This window comes from Rhizobium sp. WYCCWR10014 (assembly GCF_001657485.1).
Taxonomy (GTDB): Bacteria; Pseudomonadota; Alphaproteobacteria; order Rhizobiales; family Rhizobiaceae; genus Rhizobium.
This window is the reverse complement of the sequence record NZ_LXFU01000048.1, coordinates 251,955-268,426: the sequence shown is the minus strand read 5'-3', so window position 1 is coordinate 268,426 and position 16,472 is coordinate 251,955. Positions and strand designations below refer to the sequence as shown.

The window sequence follows — 16,472 nt, the reverse complement described above, 5'->3', positions numbered from 1 at the left end:
GCGTGAAGAATAGAGGGATTTTCCCGGCTTCTTCCTATGGCCAACGAAAAATCAGACGAGCTTCTTCCCATCCGGTTTGCAACTCACCGACTTCCCGACCATATCAAAAATGCGAGAGGAAATAGTGATGAAACGTCGACCGGTCTCGTCAAGCCGAGTGCAACGTGAGCGCAGGGAGGAATTTGACGACGGGCCGCGGCTTGGCCTCGGCAACAGACAAAACAAGGCCATCAGATTTCTCGACCAATATTATCCTGAACCGCAGCCGACTTCCGTGATCCCGGGGGTATCGGATATCACCATGGAGGAGCTGATAGCGCGAGACGTTGTCGCCGAGGTTCAAGCTCCCGATGGGAAAGAACGTGTTTTCATTCTCGCTGCGCGCGGGGAAGATGAAGTTCGCCGACTCAAACTTCAGGAGACATCGCTCCGAAACGGCATCGGCAAACGACGACCAGTCGCCGCATCACAAGCGTAACCAGTGTGGGCCAAATCCTCTTACCAAAACAACGTCTAGGTGCGACTCTGTACGATTTCGTACAAAAGTTGTTGCGCAATGCAGCTTTTAAGCGCAACCTTATATATGACGTCAGCCACGTAAGGGCGCTGACGTTTGGAAGATCGTCGTGCTTTCGCCCCAGAGAGCACGATGACCAACCAAAATATAAGCACGTTCAAGAACCATTTGTTGTGTGCCCTTACCCCTGAAGATCGGCGCCTGCTTGCCCCCAGTCTGGAGAGAATGCAGCTCAACCTTCGTCAGTCGCTCGAAAAGGCGCATCAGCCGATCAACTTCGTCTATTTTTTCGAGGCGGGTCTTGGATCGGTGGTGGCAAGCAAAGAGGGCGGTTCAACCGTCGAGGTCGGCCTGTTCGGCCGGGATGGCATGACCGGCACGTCGCTGGTCCAGGGCGATACAGAAAGCCCGTTCGACTGCTTCGTCCAGATGGGCGGCTCGGCGCTTCGTATTTCTGCCGACAATCTTCACGAAGCGATGTCTCAGAGCGCCGCGTTAACAGAACTTTTGATGCACTATGCCCGTACGCTCGGTATCCAGACCACCTACACCGCCCTTGCAAACGGTCAGATCAAACTGGAAGAGCGGCTGGCGCGATGGATTCTCATGGTTCACGACCGCGTCAATGGCGACAGCTTCTATGTGACCCATGAATTTCTTGCGATGATGCTTGGCGTGCGTAGGCCCGGTGTAACAGTGGCCCTGCAAATTCTCGAAGCGAAGCACTTCATCAAATCGCAACGCGGGGAAATTCTCGTGCAGGATCGCACTGGGCTGATGCACCTCTGCCAAGGCACCTATGGCCCGGCTGAGATAGAATACGAACGGCTGATCGGCATTCCTCTTGGTAAATCGAAACCGGTTCCGAATGATGCCACGCCGTTGATACGGCCTGCCTGATCGACAACTGAACGCATTTGACGTCGGCAACCCTTAAGGATGATGCGTGACCTCATTTTACAATCACCATGTCGACGAGACCGCTTCGACAGTGCTCCTGATTGCCTTCCAGGAGGCCTGCGCCCGGCATGACATCTCGCCCGATAGCGAAGACGGTTCGGATCTCTTAACCGTTCTTTTGTATGCCTTTCAAAAGGGGACGACGACCAAAGATGCGCTGGTCGGCCTCGCGTTAAATCTCATTGGCAAATGAAAGGGAAAATCCCGCCCGTCTCGTTCCGGTCGGTAGATCACCTTTTGAGACGATGCGCGGCGCGGTCGGAGGCATCTCGATCAGATCGGTGCAGATTGAGAATCCGGATCGCGTCCATTCTGGCGATGGCGTGTTTCTGCACAAAATAGTCAAGTTCATAGGCATCGGACACTTTTTTCCGATCTTGTGCGGGTTTGATCACCGTGACAGTCATCATTTCTTCCTCCTATACCAAATCAGTTGATTCAACTTATCAGGGTCGTGACTCGACGGGTGGAATGGTACGGAATGAGACAATGTTATTGGGGGGCTACGGTTCAACTTCCGCCGTCAGGCGTTGACCCTGAGCGCATCTTCGCTGGTCAACATTCCAGCCAATGCGCCGCATGTCTTCAAAAATACGTCCGGAAAAGCGCTACACAGGCGACGGCCATCTTTAATCCACTTCATCACGGAATGCGGGCGACCGCATTGAGAGCATGATGCTGCTGACCCGATCGGGCCTAAAATCATGCGCATCTCGCGCCGCTACGATGCCGCCTTCAACAGCCTGTAATGCGTCGTCATCGCCTGCCCCTCGACATCCACCACCTCTTCGATCGGACCGGCCTCGCGGGCCATCGCCACGCGATAGCGCCTGGGCGCCATACCCGTCATCCGCTTGAAGGCGTTGCTGAAGGCGCTTTCGGATGTGTAACCGAGCGAAAGCGCCAGTGCTGAAACCGGCATGCTGCCCTCCCGCAGCTCGCGTTCGGCAAGGCGCATGCGCCAGCCGATCAGATAGGTGAGCGGCGCCACCCCCGCCACGGTCTTGAACCGCAGCGCAAAGCTCGTGCGCGACATGCCGGCCGCCTTTGCCAGTTCGCCAAGCTGCCAGGACCGGCCGGGATCGCCATGCATCAGCCGCAGCGCCGGCGCAATGCGATCGTCGCCGAAGGCGCGGAGCCAACCGACCGTCAATGGCGCCGAGCTCATGATGTGCGCCCTCAGCACCTGCACGAACATCAACTGCGCAAGCTGGGTCGAGGCGAGCAGGGCGCCTGGCCGCTTTGCCGCCATCTCCCGCACCAGCTGGTCGAGCAGCCAGCGCAGCACGCCGGCTTCGGCAAGGGCGGCGCGCACATGAATGATCGGCGGCAATACGTCGGACAGCAGCTCCATGCCCTGCGGCCCGAGCGCGATGTGGCCGCCGAGATAATGGAAATCCTCGCCAACGCCGTGGCGTGCCATGCCGTCGACCTTCTCCTTGAAGGCGCCGACCGCGTCAGTGGGCGTAACGGCAAGGTCGCTCGCCAAGACGAACGAATGCCGGCCGTTCAGAAGCGCAACGTCGCCTGCCTCGAGCAGAATGGGTTCACTGCCATTGTCGAGGCAAAGCCAGCAGCGCCCTTTGGCGACCGCGCTGATCTTGATCCGGTTCGGCCGGGGAAAGCGCAGCGCCCAGGCGCCTCCGGCGATCAGCCCGCCCGACACAAGGCAGCGCGCATCGAGCAGATTGAGCATTTCGGAGAGCGGGTCACTGATCATTTTTGAACGATGCAGCAGGAAATCGGGATTTGCAAGCATTCAGAATCCCGTTTTCCGGGCGTACATAAGGCCGTGACGCAACAACGGAGGCATGCCATGTCCACCCCACAAGCTCCCATCGGTTCCGGCTTCGGTGCGGCCTCAACCGCCGCCGACGTCATTGCCGGGCACAATCTTTCAGGCAAGCTCGCGATCGTCACTGGCGGTTATTCCGGTCTTGGCCTGGAGACGGCTCGTGTGCTCGCCGAAGCCGGCGCCAGGGTTGTCGTCCCCGCCCGCAATCTCGGAAAAGCCGAGGCGGCCGTGGAAGGCATTCCCGGCCTTGCGGTGGAAAAGCTCGACCTGATGGACCCCGGCTCGATCGACGACTTCGCCGACCGCTTCCTCGAAAGCGGCGAGCCCCTGCATCTGCTCATCAACAATGCCGCGGTGATGGCGAACCCTTTGACGCGTGATGCCCGCGGTTACGAATCGCAGTTTTCCACCAATCATCTCGGCCATTTCCAGCTCACTGCCCGTCTCTGGCCGGCGCTGGTAAAGGCCGAGGGCGCGCGCGTTGTCGCCGTCTCCTCGCGCGGTCACGTCTTCTCCGGCGTCGATTTCGACGATCCGAATTTCGAGAACCGCGAATACGCCCCCTATCTCGCCTATGGCCAGTCGAAGACGGCAAATGCTCTCTTTGCGATCTCGCTGGACGCTTTGGGTGCGAAGCATGGTGTCCGAGCCTTCTCACTGCATCCCGGCGGTATCGTCACCACCAATCTGGTCCGCCATCAGTCGAGCGACTTCCTCAAGGCGAGCGGTTATGTCGACGAGGATGGCAAGCCGGTCATCGATCCGGAAAACAACAAGAAGACGATTGAGCAGGGGGCTTCGACCATCGTCTGGTGCGCCGTCAGCGAGAAGCTCGAGGGTCTCGGTGGCGTCTATTGCGAGAACTGCGATATCGCCACCGCCGTCCCCGGCGATTCGACCGAGATGCTCGGTATCCGTCCTTGGGCAACCGATCCGGAATTTGCCGAACGCCTCTGGCAGTTGAGTGAGCGACTGACGGGCTTCATCGCCAGCTGATGGTCGCCACACGGCCGGCCCACAGTCACGGAGTCCGCTTTCCCTACAACCTAAGTCTAAGGTGCTGTCGCTGTTTGCAACTTATTAACCATGTTGCCTGAAGCTTTTCTGATTGGGGCGGGGGAGCGTCGGTCATGCATGCGCTGAAGGCGATAGACGATCTGGCCGGAGAACCGGCGGTCAAAGCGGGGGGGCCAGATCCCGAGGCGCTGCGCCACATCCTGCTACGTCTTGCCGAAGAAGCCTCCACGCTCGGCATCGACCTCGTCGATATCGCCGGCGCCATCCAGGACATGGCGGGAATGTCGGCCCGGCATGCCTCCGCCTTCGATCAGGTCACCCGCACCGCGCTGTCGATTGCCGAGACCAACCGCTCGGTCGCCGTGTCGTTGCGCGAGACCGACCGCACGGCGGCCGAGGCCCGTCACATGCTGAAGGAATCGGCCGATCGCCTGACCGGCTCCGTCGCCGAGATCGGCCACATGGTCCAGTCCTCCAACGAGATCGGCGCTGAGATCGCCGGCTTCTCCAAGTCGCTTGCCGATGTCGACAATATCGCCGAGGAGATCAGCACCATCGCCCGCCAGACCAACCTGCTGGCGCTGAACGCCGCGATCGAGGCGGCGCGCGCCGGCGATGCCGGCAAGGGTTTTGCGGTCGTCGCCGCCGAGGTCCGGGCGCTTTCGCTGCAGACCTCGAAGGCGACCGGCTCCATCCAGCAGACGCTGGACGAACTGCGCGTGAAGATCGACCGGCTGTCGGCCGTCGGCAGTGATGCGCGAGACAGTGCCGCCGGCGTGCGCGACAAGTCGGAGGCGATGCGCGGCGCCTTCGAAAGCATGGAACATGTCATCACCCGCATCCTCGACAGTTCGACCGTCATGGCCAACACCACCGAGGCGGTCGACCAGCAATGCGCCGGCTTCGTCGAGAAACTCGGCGAGATGTCGGCCGAGGTCGCCGGCTCGAATGTCAGGCTTCAGCAGGCGGCAAAACGCGTCGACAGCGTCGTCGGCCTCTCGGAAACCCTGATCCAGCTGACGGCGAGCGCCGGCGTCAAGACCGCCGACAGCCGTTGGATCGAGGAAGCGCAGTCGGTGGCAAGACAGATTTCCGGCGCCTTCGAGCGCGCCGTCGCGGAAGGGCAGATCGGGCTCGATGCTCTTTTCGACCGACGGTATCGGCCAATACCAGGCTCCGATCCGGCACAGATGATGGCAGCCTTCACCGAACTCACCGACCGCCTGCTGCCGCCGATCCAGGAACCCGTCACAACCTTGGACGAGCGCATCGCCTTCTGCGCGGCGATCGACGAGAACGGTTATCTGCCGACTCACAACCGGAAATTCTCGCAAGCCCAGCGGCCTGGCGACACCGTCTGGAACACCGCCAACTGCCGCAACCGCCGCATCTTTGCTGATCGCGTCGGTCTTGCCGCCGGCCGCAGCACCGCACCCTTCCTCGTCCAGACCTACAGGCGCGACATGGGCGGCGGCAATTTCGTGATGATGAAGGATATCTCCGCTCCGATCACAGTCCGTGGACGGCATTGGGGCGGATTGCGGCTGGCAATCAAGGTCTGACCCCGGGGTCAAACTCTGACCCCGCATTGCCGCCGCCCACAGGCCGGTCTATACCGCCCCAATGAGATTACGCGCCGACATCTTCGTTTCAGCCCTCCTGCGCCGCGTCTTTGCCAGCGGCGATTTCGCCGCCGTCGAGAAGAAGGGTGCGGAGGAAGCGGGTGCGGTCTTCATCCGCCAGCACTTCCGCGACGGCCTGGAAACGCTCTATGCGCCGGCGCCGCAGTCCGCCTTCGACGAAGGCCAGGCCGGCGACCGCCTGTTCGAGATCCGCCTGTCGCGCAGCGATCCTGAAGCAGTGCGCGCGATGCTGGAGCGCGAACGCAAATTCGACCCCGATCTCTGGATCGTCGAGCTGGAGGCGGAGGAACTGGGGGACATGATCCCGCTTGCGAAGGGCTGAGAGCCAAGGCGCTCATCAGCCCAGCGTCATTTCGAAGCGATGAGGGAATCTGAGGATCGCGACGCGCTTTCGTCAGTCAACCCACAGCTCAGCGAGACCGCCGCCCCATGACGCGCATGTCGCGCTGCGGCGGCGCCTGACGGATGAAGCGATAGTCGGGTGTTGCCGCCGGCGCGGGCCTATCGGTCGCTTCCGGCTTATAGGTGTAGCGATCGGCACGCCGCCAGGCTTCGACGCGTTCGTGGCATTCTTCCGGATCGAGCGCATCGAGCACCATCCAGCCGCGCGTGACGTTGTGCTGCTGTTCGGCAAGGTGCGGATAGAGCCTTTCGAGCACGAAGACGGCATCGAGAAAACCCATGCCGAGGCTGGTCAGCGTCGTGGCGAGCTGCTGGCCGGAAAGATCGAGCATGATGCGCTCGGCAAGCCAGCGGCTGGCGGAAAGCGCATCGGCAAGTGCGGTTGCGAAATGCGTTGCCTCGCGTGAGCGGGCGAAGCGCACCAGCAGCGCCTCCTGAATGTCGGTGAGCGTGTGCAGACCGAGCCTGTCCCCGTCGGCACGGCCGAGATGACCGGCAAGCCCGAGGATGCGCTCGCGCAATACCTCTTCATTGGCAACCCGCTGTTCCTCCAGCGCATCTGCCTCGTTGGTCTCGGCCGGCGCCGGTGAAAGCGGGACCGCCGGCGATTCCATGATCGGCGCTGATGCGGCTCCCGGCCGCGGCTGGCTCTGGCGCAGCGCCACCAGCGCATCGATGACCTTCGGCGAGAGTGAATCGCGGCTGACGATCGCCTTGACATGCGCTGCACCCTGCATGCGCGCGATGGTGATCAGCGTATCGTCGGCGACTGCTTTTGAGGCGGCAAGAAAAGGCGCCGCGATCTCGATCGGCTGGTTGCCGATGAACAGCGCCACTGCTGCCGGCATGTTGTCGCATTGGGACAGCGCCGCGACCGCTTGGCGCTTGGCCTCGTCGGAGGACGCCTGGAACAGCGGCATGAAAAGTTCGGCAAATTGGCGCAGTTCGGACCGTGTCGGATGAGACAGGTTCTCGAAACTGCTGACAGTCGCCATTAACACCACGTCCTTTTTCCTGACGGCCAAGGGGCCTTCTAGGTCTCGAAACCGGTCACGCACACAAACACCCCGAAAACGCAGAACAAGGGGACCAAGGCCGATATGCGCTGGCGGAACGCATGTCAGGCTATACGGTTATGAACAAATCCTACACCGGTACGGTTAATGCATGCTGAAGATTTTATTAAAATGCAACAGAAATATACACGCAATACGTGTTGCGGCATGGTTGGCCGGCAACATAAAAATGCGCGGTTTGGAAGGCGTGCTGCGAAGATTGCGTATCGCTGCCGCGATGGTGGGAAAACTCAGGCGATCCTGTGATCGCGCAGCGCGTGCAGGAGCTTTTCGCGGCTGTCGTAACCGGCCTGATAAAGGTCGAGGGCTGCGGATGCCGCGAATTGCGCGTCGACGCTCTTGATGTCGATGCGCCGTTCTGAGCACCAGGCATCAAGCGCACTGCGCAACACATCGAGATCTTCAGGCGAGAAAGATGAATTCACCAGCAAAGACATCGCTTGCCCTCCGCATTCCGGCCAGGACGTGGAAAATCCCCGATCGATCGGAGCCCGGAAACGTGTGACCGACATGATTGAACATACGCGCATCTGAGCACCTCGCAATTAAATATTTTCATGATGTATTTTTACAACATGGCCCCTTTCGCAGCCGGCGGATTCCAGCGCCGACGCCAACTACATGAATTGTCTCTAATTTTATCGATTGATCTCCAGCCGGCCGTTTGCGCGGGCGGCGTGAAACCAAATCAACTCTTCGAGCGTTAAAGGGGAAGTGACATGAACTGTGTTTGGCATCGGCCGAATATTAGTAAACTGTTAACTGTCATCTGTCTCAATTCGGATAGGAACGACGCGATTTGAGTATTTGGATCGTTGAAACTCCGCATCACGGTATTTCAATCAGGTGCCGTGGGAAAGGCGCGAATGCCCTCGGTCCGGTCATTCCGGTACTGCAGGACGCGCCGGCCCGCACATTGGCGGGCAGGGTGAAATCCATCGCAAGTTCATCCGTCTCGGGCAGTGCATGGAGACGAGAATGGCAATAGTAGTCGCATTGGCGGATCGGCGCCCGCGGGCGCCGCGTCGCCCGGACAAAGAGCCCCGCGAAGCCAAGATTCTTTGGTTCACCGGCGTCCGCTACGAGCGGTTGGCCGAGAGCCCGAAACATCGTCCGGCGCCCGCGCCGCGCGTCAACAAGAAGTAACCGCTCTTCAACCTCAGCGAGCGGCGAATTGCTCGCAGCCGGCTTCCGTCAGGAAGTTGCGCGCAGCCTCATCGAAGCTCGCCTGCGGCGCCAGCGTCCGCAGCACGGCATAGCCGTCCGGCCGTGCCATTTCCACCAGGATCGCCTGCTGCAGCTCCGGCGGCAAGTTCTTGCGCAGGTCGGTCAGCTGGATCGGACTGCCGGCCAGCACATCGAGCGCGCCGCCGACCGATGTCCTGTCGTTCATGCTGAAGACCTCGTTGGAGGCGCTGTCATAGATCGCGATCGACCAGAAGGGCACATTGCCCTTGGCGGTGAAATGTACCGGCGCATCCTCGACGTCGAAGGAGCAGACGGCGGTGCGTAGGAAGGGGTCGCCATTGGCAAGGCCAGCCTCGTCATACTGGTCGCCGAGCAGGTAGAAATTGTTGAGGTCGCCCTCTGCCTCCACGCGGGTCGCCGCATCCTTGCCGGTGAAATGCGGCAGCGACAGGATGATGACGAGATGCAGCAGCGCTGCGCCGAAAAGACCGGTCAGGACGGCGAAGAATATCCTAAGCATTGCCGCATCCGGTCTTGGTGAGCTTCGGCATGGCGAGGTCGATCACGCCGGAACTGCCGGCTGTCGGTGTGTCGAACAGCGTCAGCACCAGCCGGAAGGTGCCGGCCTCTGGCAAGGCCAGCCAGTTGCCCGGCTGTGCGACGGCTGAGATCTCGACCGAGAAACTGCTGTCTTGCTGGCGCAGCACCGTCCAGGAATTGATCGCTGAGGGATGGCCGGTCTTCACCGCCGCCGGATTGCCGCCATTGTCGGCGGTAAAAAGGGTCCACAGCCGGGCAGGCGGCGTCTGCCCGCTGATGCGGTAGCGGCAGCCGGCATTCAGCCGCGCGCCTTCGTCGTCGACGCTCGCCGTGAAGGTCAAGCCCTCGGCGCTGCCATAGAGCAGCTTGCCGGCGCGCGCCCGGTGCGACTTCGCATAAGGATCGGCCTCGACCGTCTGTAGCGCTGGAAAGGCCTCCCAGGCGCCGAGCTTGATCGCTCCAAAACCCTGTGTCGCGTCCAGCGCATAAAGCGAAATCATGATCCCGCCGCCAAAGGCGACGATCAGCGTGATCGCGATAAAGAGGGGGAATCGAAACACGTCATGACCTTGGAAACCATATCGGATGAAAGGGTTACCACTGATTCTGGCAGGGTGGAATGCCGGGCAGTGACATGGGCGCCGATTGATCCCCGGTTATGTCTATGCGGCAAAGCCGCCTGCCAACTGCGGCAATACGACCTTTCACCCAGAGGTGCCGGCAGGCGGAGGAGGGGCAGCTGCCGGCAATCTCCTGGGCCGGCTACTCCGCGCTCGCCACCTTCGCCGGCGCGAGCGGGGCGGCATCCTTCAGCTTTTCGCCGAGCTTCTTGAGGATGTCAGTCGATTGAACCGAGAGCATGCGCGGCCGGATGAGCTGCGGCAATCCGTCTTGCGGCTTGGCGGCGGCGGTCTTGGCGAGGTCCTTTTCCGAGGGCAGGGGATTTTCGACGCCGGGGATGGCGCGCAGCGTCACGCCCTGATGGGCGTAGTCCATGGCGCGCTTGAAGGTCATCGCCGGCAGCGAACCGCCGGTCATCTCGTTGGTCGAGGTGTAGTCGTCATTGCCGAACCAGACGGCGCAGGTGTAGTTGCCGGTGAAGCCGACGAACCAGGCGTCGCGATAGGCCTGGGTTGTGCCGGTCTTGCCGGCCGTCAGGATGCCATTGTCGAGTGCCGCCTTGCGCGCCGTGCCGACATAGGGAACGCGCGACAGCATCTGGTTCATATAGGCGTCGGCCTGTTCGGAGAGCACACGCTTCGCCGCCGGCTCGTCGCGGTCGAAATCGTAGAGCACGTCGCCGTCGTAATCGAGGATCTGGGTGATGCCGTGGCGGCGCGACTGGTAGCCGCCGGCCGGGAAGGTGGCATAGGCGGTCGCCTGGTCGAGCACCGTCACCTCGGAGGTGCCGATCGGGATGGTGACGTCGTCGCGAATCGGGGTTTCGACGCCGAGGTTTTTCGCCATCGCCCGGATCGGCTGAATACCGAGTTTTTCCTTGGCGAGCCGCACCGGCACGGTGTTGATCGACTGGGCGATCGCGGTCTCGAGCGTGATGCGGCCGGCATAGCGGTTTGCGTAATTGTGCGGGCTCCAGTTGCCCCAGTAGATCGGCGCATCGACGATCGTCGTCTGCGGCGTCATCCCGCTCTCCATCGCCACCGCATAAGTGTAGACCTTGAAGGACGAGCCTGGCTGGCGCAGCGCCCTGCTGGCGCGGTTGAACTGGCTCTCGCCGTAATCCCGGCCGCCGACCATGGCGCGCACGGCGCCGCCGTTTTCGATCATCACCATCGCGCCCTGCTTGGCGTGATAGGCTTCGCCATATTCGCGCAGCGACGTCTCGACCGAATCCTCTGCCGCCTGCTGGATCCCCATGTCGATCGTCGTGCGCACGATCAGCGAATGCTGGTGGAAGCGCGCCGAAAGCCGCTGCACCTCGTCGAAAGCCCAGTCGAGGAAGAAATCGGGCGATTCCACCTCGTTGCGGTCGACGACGGTGGCCGGGTTACGCCGGGCTGCGATCACCTGGCCCTCCGTCATCAACCCGCTTTGGACGAGATTGGTCAGCACTTCGTTGGCGCGGGCACGCGCCGCCGGCAGGTTGACGTGTGGCGCATATTTCGCCGGCGCCTTGAACAGGCCGGCAAGCATGGCGGATTCGGCAAGGTTCACATCGGTGATGTTCTTGCCGAAATAGAATTGCGCCGCTGCGGCTGCGCCAAAAGTGCCACCGCCCATATAGGCGCGGTCGAGATAGGTGGAGAGGATTTCCTTCTTGGAAAGGTTCGCCTCGAGCCAAAGCGCCAGGAACGCCTCGGTGACCTTGCGGTCGATCGAGCGTTCGTTCGACAGGAACAGGTTCTTGGCGAGCTGCTGCGTCAGCGTCGAGCCGCCCTGGACGACTTCGCCGGCGCGCGCATTCTCACTCATGGCGCGGAAGAGGCCGATGAAATCGATGCCGAAATGGTCGAAGAAGCGCCGGTCCTCGGTGGCGATCACCGATTTGATCAGCGAATCCGGCAACTCGTCGATCGGCACGGAATTCTGGTGGATGACGCCGCGATGGCCGATGACGTTGCCGTAGCGGTCAGTGAAGGTGACGGCGAAATCGCCGCGGTTGCGCCAGTCCTCCTTGGTCGCCTCGAAGGCGGGCTGGGCCAGCAGCAGCATCAGCACGGAGCCGGCCGCTCCGAGCGTCAGTCCTTCGCCGGCAAGTTCGAAGACCATGCGCTTCCAGCCGCGCACCCGGAAGCGGCGGAAGAAAATGGTGATGTCTTCCCAGATCTCGGCGGCGCGGAAGCCGGCGTTCCAGACGGTCGAATCGATCCAGGAATCGATGCGCAGCAGAATGTGACGGCTCTTCGCCGGCCGCTTTTCCGCCGCCTCGTTCGCCGCTTTTCCGGGCCTTTTTTCTGGCCCATTTCCTGGGTTGTCCGGATCCTGCACGTCCTGTATTCCCGCCTGATCGCGCTTCGGTCATATCCGACGAAAGCGCGAGGCCCGCATATGGCCGCAAAGCTCCCCGATACCGGGAGAGAATTCTCCGAGTATCAGGAGTATACTGAAGGATTGATTGATTTTGCGGCTGATAACAAGAGAGATGCATCGGGGTCACGCGAATTTGCGGGTCGCTGTTGCAAGAAACGAACGATGAACGATCTGCCCTTCTGGAAGAGCAAGACGCTTGCCGAAATGACCGTCACCGAGTGGGAAAGCCTTTGCGACGGCTGCGGCCTCTGTTGTCTCAACAAGATCGAGGAATGGGATAGCGGCGATATCTATTTCACCTCGGTCAGCTGCAAGCTGCTCGACGGCGAAAGCTGTCGCTGCTCCAGCTATGAGAACCGCTGGGATTTCGTGCCGGACTGTGTGCAACTGACCAAGGAGAACGTGCCCGATATCGCCTGGCTGCCGCCCACCTGCGGCTACCGGCTGGTCAATGAAGGCCGCGACCTCTACTGGTGGCACCCGCTCGTCTCCGGCGACCCGGAGACCGTCCACGCCGCAGGCATTTCCGCGCGAGGCCGCGCAATCAACGAAAATGAGATCGATCTCGACGATCTCGAGGATTACGTCGTCGACTGGCCGCTGACCGTGGGCGAGGAGAAGGACGACGAGGACGCCTAACATTACAGCTGCATATGGGTGGAATGTCTGACTCCATGGGTTTCCATGATCCGGAGGTCATGGATGACAGGCGTATCGATTGAGGCGACGCTGGAGCTTTGGGCGTCTTCGTTGCGTGATGCGAAAGCGCGAATGCGGCCGCTGTTCACACTGGAGCGGGTAGCGAATTCAGCAAGCCAATTCCTGGACGATTCGCTGGGAGAAGAGTGGCGCAAGACGGGTTGGATGCGGGGCAAGGCATCCTGTGGTGTCGGCCCGCAATATACAGGTTCGGCGGGCAAGATCACCACTTGCCAGATCGGCGTGTTCGCATCGTATGTCTCCCCCATGGTCATGCCTTCATCGATCGGGCACTCTATCTGCCGAAGGCCTGGACGGAGGACCGGAACCGGGTGCCAGAGCTCATGTGCCGGACACTGTCAGCTTTTTGACCAAGCCGGCACTGGCGCTTGCCATGATCGAGCGGGCAATCGCTTCGGATGTGCTATTTTCCTGGGTGGCTGCCGACAGTGTCTGTGGCGTGGGCGATATCGAAATGGCGCTCAAACGAGCCGCAAGGGCTATTGTGCTGGGCGTGAACGCCAATCATCTCTTTCGCTCATGGGACAAACCGCTGGCCGTTGCCCGGACCGCGAAGGACATCGCCGAAGAGCCTGACGATGCCTGGCGACGCCTGTCGGCAGGCGAGGGGACCAAGGGCGCGCGACGGCATGATTGGGTCTATCTCGAATTGGCCGACTTCGATCACGGTTAACTGCCAAACGACATGAGCCCCATTCTGCTAACGAGTATGACGTGGCGCGAACGTTTCAGTGTGCGAGGCCTGGTTCCTCGTGTGCTCTCACGATGGCGTCCGCTTCCTTGCCGTATAGCTCCTCGAAGTGATCGAAGGTCTTGGAAAAGTAACCAATGCCCTGCGTCGCCGAGCGCAGCGCCCGCGCCAGATCGTCAAGTGCGCCGCCCGGAATGAGTGCCCGGAAGATGTCCCATCCCTTAGCGGTTTCATCCCGGTCGAAGCCGAGAACCTGACCCTTGAGAGCGGAGACGATCTGGACGAGGCTGCCGGAGTAGATCGACGGAATGTGAATTTCGCTGCGGAAGACCGGTTGCATTAAAACGGCCGACCCTTCGGAAAGCGCCTGTCGCACTCCCATTTTCGACGCAGTCCGGAAGGCGTGTTCCGAACTGTCGACGGCATGGTGCTGACCATCGTACAGCGTTACGCCGACATCGATGACCTTAAAGCCAAGCGGCCCTTTCTCCATCGCTTCGCGCGCGCCTGCTTCGATAGCAGGGATGTAGTTGCGCGGAACGACGCCACCCTTGACGGTTTCGCTAAAGGTGAAACCCCGGCCGCGCTCATTGGGGCGAATGCTCAGCTTCACATCCGCGAACTGTCCGGCACCGCCGGTCTGTTTGCGGTGACGGTAATGAACCTCAGATGGTTTCGCAATTGTCTCGCGGTAGATCGGGCTGGGTGTCCGATCGGTTACGTCGATGTGAAACACGTCGGACAGGGTTCTGCAGAGATCGCGCAGATGCACCGGCCCCTGGGCGCAGACGAGCTGGGCGCCGGTGCTTTCCTCCTTCAAGACCGTTAGGCCGCGATCCGTCTCGGAAAGCTTTGCCAGCGTTTCGGAGAGCTTGTTTTCATCGCGCTCGCTGCCTGGGATTAGGATCCTTTCAAGCATCGGCGTGGGTGGCTCCGTCCATTCAGGCGGGGCGACCACCGCGTCTGATGTCAACAGCGAAGGGACGGGCAAGTGGTCGGACTTGACCGTCGCAAACACATCCCCCGACGCAGGCACAACCGCCGAATTGGACCGCCCGTTTGTGAGATGCTGTACGGCGCCGAGGCTGGAGCCGCCCAGTGATGCGCCCTGCCGCAGTCCCTCGCCAAGCGCGCGCACGAGCACTGTCTTACCGACATTCTGGCGATGATAGGCATGGAAGCTCACGGCGGTCAGCTTGTTTTCATCGACATTGCCCGCACGCGCCAGGCGCTGTCGAAGAACCCCCACCGGCGGCGCCTCGTGGCGCAGTGCCTTCATCAGCCTCATCATGCCGTTGCCGTGACTTGCGGCACCGATCAGGACGGGAATAATCCTGTTTTCCCTGAGAACCCGCGATGAAATGGCATAGAGCGCGTCGCTGGGCGGCTCGCGATCTTCGATCAATTCCTCGAGAAGCCAGTCATCGAATTCAGACAGGTGTTCCAGGAGCTCGCTGCGCGCTTCGTGCTCGCGCTCGGCGGCGCTTTCGGGGATTGCGATCAGCGCCGAAGTCTGGCCTTCCCGGTAGCGCCACGCCCGTTCCGAAATCAGATCGCAACTGCCTATGATCCTGTCCCCCTCGCGGATCGGGATCTGGCGAAGCAAAAACGTGTGGTTGGCGTAGTCTTGAAGCGCGGCGATCACGTCCCTCAGCCGCCCTCTCGGTTCGTCCATTCGGTTGACGAAGAGGATGCACGGCGTCCCCGAGGCTTCGACTATCCGCAGATAGGGCGCGGCGAGCACAGCCTCCTCGGGTGCCGATGAAACGCACAGGATGCAGGCGTCGCTGGCAAGAAGCGCGTGCTGTGCATGCGCTAACGCTTCGTTGGGTCCTGGCGCATCCAGCGCACACCACGCCTCGTTTCCAAAGGTGAATTCTGCAAGCTTCAATCCATATGGGGAGCTGGATTTTCTCGGCGCCCCCTCCAGGGAGCCGAGCTTTTCCACGACTGTTGATTTTCCGGTCTGCGAGGGTCCAAGCACGGTAAAGCAGCGCATCGGCATTCCTCCAACTGCCATAAACACAATTTTCAGCCATCATTAGGATGCCCTGAACCGCGGCAAGGCGCCAGAGGTGTTCGCGCTCTTTCCCAGCAAACCGTCCAGGAGTTGGCTCGCTGAATTCGCTACCCGCTCCTGCGTGAACAGCGGCCGCATTCGCGCTTTCACGTCACGCAACGAAGAAGCCCAAAGCTCCAGCGTCGCCTCAATCGATACGCCTGTCATCCATGACCTCCGGATCATGGAAACCCATGGAGTCAGATATTCCAACCATATGCAGCTGTAATTCTAGTCTAAGCGGGGATCAGGGCTTCACTGCTGTCAGGAAGCGCTTCAGTTCCGCCTCCACATAGGCGGCCACCGGCCCCTCGGCGCCAAAACCCCACCAGATGAGCGAACCCTGCCATAGCGACAGCATCAGCCCGGCGATCGTCTCCGGCGCCTTCGCCGAGCCGAAACATCGAGCGATCGCCGCCGTCAGCGCCGTTCCCCAGGCCGCTCCTCGGGCGCGCAACACCGGATCGCGGAAGTCTTCGCGAAGCACCAGCAGTCCCTCGCCATAGGCGGCGGCATTGTCGCCGTAATCCTGCGACAGGCCGACGAGCAGCGTGATGGCGCCTTCCGGGGTTTTCGGCACGGTCTCGGCAAGCCGCGCCGTTTCCGCATCCAGCCTGTCCCAGGCATAAAGCAGCGCGGCGCGCAGCATCGCCGCTTTCGTGGCAAAACGCTGCACCAGCGTCGAGCCGGAAAGTCCGCTGGCTTTCGCCACCGCCGCAAAGGTCGCCGCATCCGGCCCCTCGGCGTGGACCAGCGCCAGCACCATGGCGAGAAGCTGTTCATCGGACAGTGTGCGGCGGCGCGGCATGAAATTCCTCTTGCATCTATCTCGTATATAAACGATCATTCGTTTATATACAAGGAGAGTCGGCT

17 protein-coding genes and 2 pseudogenes are annotated in these 16,472 nt (G+C 61.2%); 9 read left to right on the top strand and 10 right to left on the bottom strand.

The genetic code is table 11. The annotated features are described in order from the left end of the window. The first annotated feature begins 127 nt into the window (after nt 1-127). From A6U98_RS27325 to A6U98_RS27315, 3 genes are all read left to right on the top strand, one after another. A complete protein-coding gene (locus tag A6U98_RS27325) occupies nt 128-478 on the top strand; it encodes a hypothetical protein (RefSeq protein WP_064654087.1) in 351 nt (116 codons plus the stop codon). Nucleotides 479-649: 171 nt separating this feature from the next. Next, on the top strand, nt 650-1,417 hold the full coding sequence (locus tag A6U98_RS27320; protein WP_064654086.1) for a Crp/Fnr family transcriptional regulator: 768 nt from the start codon (nt 650-652) through the stop codon (nt 1,415-1,417). 46 nt (nt 1,418-1,463) lie between these two features. Then, complete coding sequence (locus A6U98_RS27315) at nt 1,464-1,670, top strand: hypothetical protein (RefSeq protein WP_029875294.1); 207 nt, start codon at nt 1,464-1,466, stop codon at nt 1,668-1,670. Between the two features lie 37 nt (nt 1,671-1,707). Here A6U98_RS27315 and A6U98_RS27310 read toward each other — a convergent pair whose 3' ends face one another. Both A6U98_RS27310 and A6U98_RS27305 read right to left on the bottom strand, forming a co-directional pair. Continuing rightward, on the bottom strand, nt 1,708-1,887 hold the full coding sequence (locus A6U98_RS27310) for a hypothetical protein (RefSeq protein ID WP_033180556.1): 180 nt from the start codon (nt 1,885-1,887) through the stop codon (nt 1,708-1,710). A 311-nt stretch (nt 1,888-2,198) separates the two neighbouring features. Next, nucleotides 2,199-3,236 (bottom strand): AraC family transcriptional regulator, encoded by a 1,038-nt coding sequence (locus A6U98_RS27305; protein WP_064654085.1) that lies wholly within the window; start codon nt 3,234-3,236, stop codon nt 2,199-2,201. A gap of 57 nt (nt 3,237-3,293) precedes the next feature. Between A6U98_RS27305 and A6U98_RS27300 the strand changes: the two genes are divergently transcribed. From A6U98_RS27300 to A6U98_RS27290, 3 genes are all read left to right on the top strand, one after another. Further along, nucleotides 3,294-4,268, top strand: a complete 975-nt coding sequence (locus A6U98_RS27300) for an oxidoreductase (protein WP_064654084.1) — start codon at nt 3,294-3,296, stop codon at nt 4,266-4,268. 134 nt (nt 4,269-4,402) lie between these two features. Beyond that, nucleotides 4,403-5,851 (top strand): methyl-accepting chemotaxis protein, encoded by a 1,449-nt coding sequence (locus A6U98_RS27295; protein WP_064654083.1) that lies wholly within the window; start codon nt 4,403-4,405, stop codon nt 5,849-5,851. Nucleotides 5,852-5,912: 61 nt separating this feature from the next. After that, on the top strand, nt 5,913-6,254 hold the full coding sequence (locus A6U98_RS27290; RefSeq protein WP_064654082.1) for a DUF1491 family protein: 342 nt from the start codon (nt 5,913-5,915) through the stop codon (nt 6,252-6,254). Nucleotides 6,255-6,342: 88 nt separating this feature from the next. On the opposite strand, the gene A6U98_RS27285 is transcribed toward A6U98_RS27290, so the two are convergent. Both A6U98_RS27285 and A6U98_RS27280 read right to left on the bottom strand, forming a co-directional pair. Next, nucleotides 6,343-7,392 carry a DUF2336 domain-containing protein gene (locus A6U98_RS27285; protein WP_064654081.1) on the bottom strand — a complete coding sequence of 350 codons (1,050 nt, stop codon included), beginning with the start codon at nt 7,390-7,392 and terminating at the stop codon, nt 6,343-6,345. Nucleotides 7,393-7,640: 248 nt separating this feature from the next. Then, complete coding sequence (locus tag A6U98_RS27280) at nt 7,641-7,847, bottom strand: hypothetical protein (RefSeq protein WP_020049194.1); 207 nt, start codon at nt 7,845-7,847, stop codon at nt 7,641-7,643. 541 nt (nt 7,848-8,388) lie between these two features. Between A6U98_RS27280 and A6U98_RS37335 the strand changes: the two genes are divergently transcribed. Beyond that, nucleotides 8,389-8,556, top strand: coding sequence for a hypothetical protein (locus A6U98_RS37335; protein WP_003546657.1), 168 nt, complete (start codon nt 8,389-8,391; stop codon nt 8,554-8,556). Nucleotides 8,557-8,569: 13 nt separating this feature from the next. On the opposite strand, the gene A6U98_RS27275 is transcribed toward A6U98_RS37335, so the two are convergent. The 3 genes from A6U98_RS27275 to A6U98_RS27265 all read right to left on the bottom strand — a co-directional run bounded on the left by A6U98_RS27275 (nt 8,570) and on the right by A6U98_RS27265 (nt 12,087). Then, nucleotides 8,570-9,118 carry a hypothetical protein gene (locus tag A6U98_RS27275; protein ID WP_064654080.1) on the bottom strand — a complete coding sequence of 183 codons (549 nt, stop codon included), beginning with the start codon at nt 9,116-9,118 and terminating at the stop codon, nt 8,570-8,572. Beyond that, complete coding sequence (locus A6U98_RS27270; RefSeq protein ID WP_064654079.1) at nt 9,111-9,698, bottom strand: DUF1214 domain-containing protein; 588 nt, start codon at nt 9,696-9,698, stop codon at nt 9,111-9,113. The genes A6U98_RS27275 and A6U98_RS27270 overlap by 8 nt, the downstream gene beginning before the upstream one ends. 202 nt (nt 9,699-9,900) lie before the next feature. Next, nucleotides 9,901-12,087, bottom strand: a complete 2,187-nt coding sequence (locus A6U98_RS27265) for a PBP1A family penicillin-binding protein (protein ID WP_064654078.1) — start codon at nt 12,085-12,087, stop codon at nt 9,901-9,903. A 204-nt stretch (nt 12,088-12,291) separates the two neighbouring features. Between A6U98_RS27265 and A6U98_RS27260 the strand changes: the two genes are divergently transcribed. Then, complete coding sequence (locus A6U98_RS27260; RefSeq protein ID WP_064654077.1) at nt 12,292-12,768, top strand: YcgN family cysteine cluster protein; 477 nt, start codon at nt 12,292-12,294, stop codon at nt 12,766-12,768. Between the two features lie 45 nt (nt 12,769-12,813). Then, nucleotides 12,814-13,513: pseudogene (locus tag A6U98_RS36355) on the top strand (transposase); the annotation flags it as partial. A gap of 64 nt (nt 13,514-13,577) precedes the next feature. On the opposite strand, the gene A6U98_RS27245 reads toward A6U98_RS36355, so the two are convergent. From A6U98_RS27245 to A6U98_RS27235, 3 genes and pseudogenes are all read right to left on the bottom strand, one after another. Beyond that, the gene (locus A6U98_RS27245) at nt 13,578-15,539 is read right to left on the bottom strand and encodes an elongation factor G (protein WP_064654074.1); all 1,962 of its coding nucleotides are present in this window, start codon (nt 15,537-15,539) and stop codon (nt 13,578-13,580) included. Between the two features lie 90 nt (nt 15,540-15,629). Then, nucleotides 15,630-15,785 (bottom strand): annotated as a pseudogene (locus tag A6U98_RS27240) (IS701 family transposase); the annotation flags it as partial. 61 nt (nt 15,786-15,846) lie between these two features. Further along, the gene (locus tag A6U98_RS27235) at nt 15,847-16,407 is read right to left on the bottom strand and encodes a TetR family transcriptional regulator (protein ID WP_064654073.1); all 561 of its coding nucleotides are present in this window, start codon (nt 16,405-16,407) and stop codon (nt 15,847-15,849) included. Between the last annotated feature and the right edge of the window lie 65 nt (nt 16,408-16,472).

Coding starts and splice junctions, on each gene's coding strand:
- A6U98_RS27325 (WP_064654087.1), top strand. CDS start 128: ATGAAACGTCGACCGGTCTCGTCAAGCCGAGTGCAACGTGAGCGCAGG.
- A6U98_RS27320 (WP_064654086.1), top strand. CDS start 650: ATGACCAACCAAAATATAAGCACGTTCAAGAACCATTTGTTGTGTGCC.
- A6U98_RS27310 (WP_033180556.1), bottom strand. CDS start 1,887: ATGATGACTGTCACGGTGATCAAACCCGCACAAGATCGGAAAAAAGTG.
- A6U98_RS27305 (WP_064654085.1), bottom strand. CDS start 3,236: ATGCTTGCAAATCCCGATTTCCTGCTGCATCGTTCAAAAATGATCAGT.
- A6U98_RS27300 (WP_064654084.1), top strand. CDS start 3,294: ATGTCCACCCCACAAGCTCCCATCGGTTCCGGCTTCGGTGCGGCCTCA.
- A6U98_RS27295 (WP_064654083.1), top strand. CDS start 4,403: ATGCATGCGCTGAAGGCGATAGACGATCTGGCCGGAGAACCGGCGGTC.
- A6U98_RS27290 (WP_064654082.1), top strand. CDS start 5,913: ATGAGATTACGCGCCGACATCTTCGTTTCAGCCCTCCTGCGCCGCGTC.
- A6U98_RS27280 (WP_020049194.1), bottom strand. CDS start 7,847: ATGTCTTTGCTGGTGAATTCATCTTTCTCGCCTGAAGATCTCGATGTG.
- A6U98_RS37335 (WP_003546657.1), top strand. CDS start 8,389: ATGGCAATAGTAGTCGCATTGGCGGATCGGCGCCCGCGGGCGCCGCGT.
- A6U98_RS27275 (WP_064654080.1), bottom strand. CDS start 9,118: ATGCTTAGGATATTCTTCGCCGTCCTGACCGGTCTTTTCGGCGCAGCG.
- A6U98_RS27260 (WP_064654077.1), top strand. CDS start 12,292: ATGAACGATCTGCCCTTCTGGAAGAGCAAGACGCTTGCCGAAATGACC.
- A6U98_RS27245 (WP_064654074.1), bottom strand. CDS start 15,539: ATGCGCTGCTTTACCGTGCTTGGACCCTCGCAGACCGGAAAATCAACA.
- A6U98_RS27235 (WP_064654073.1), bottom strand. CDS start 16,407: ATGCCGCGCCGCCGCACACTGTCCGATGAACAGCTTCTCGCCATGGTG.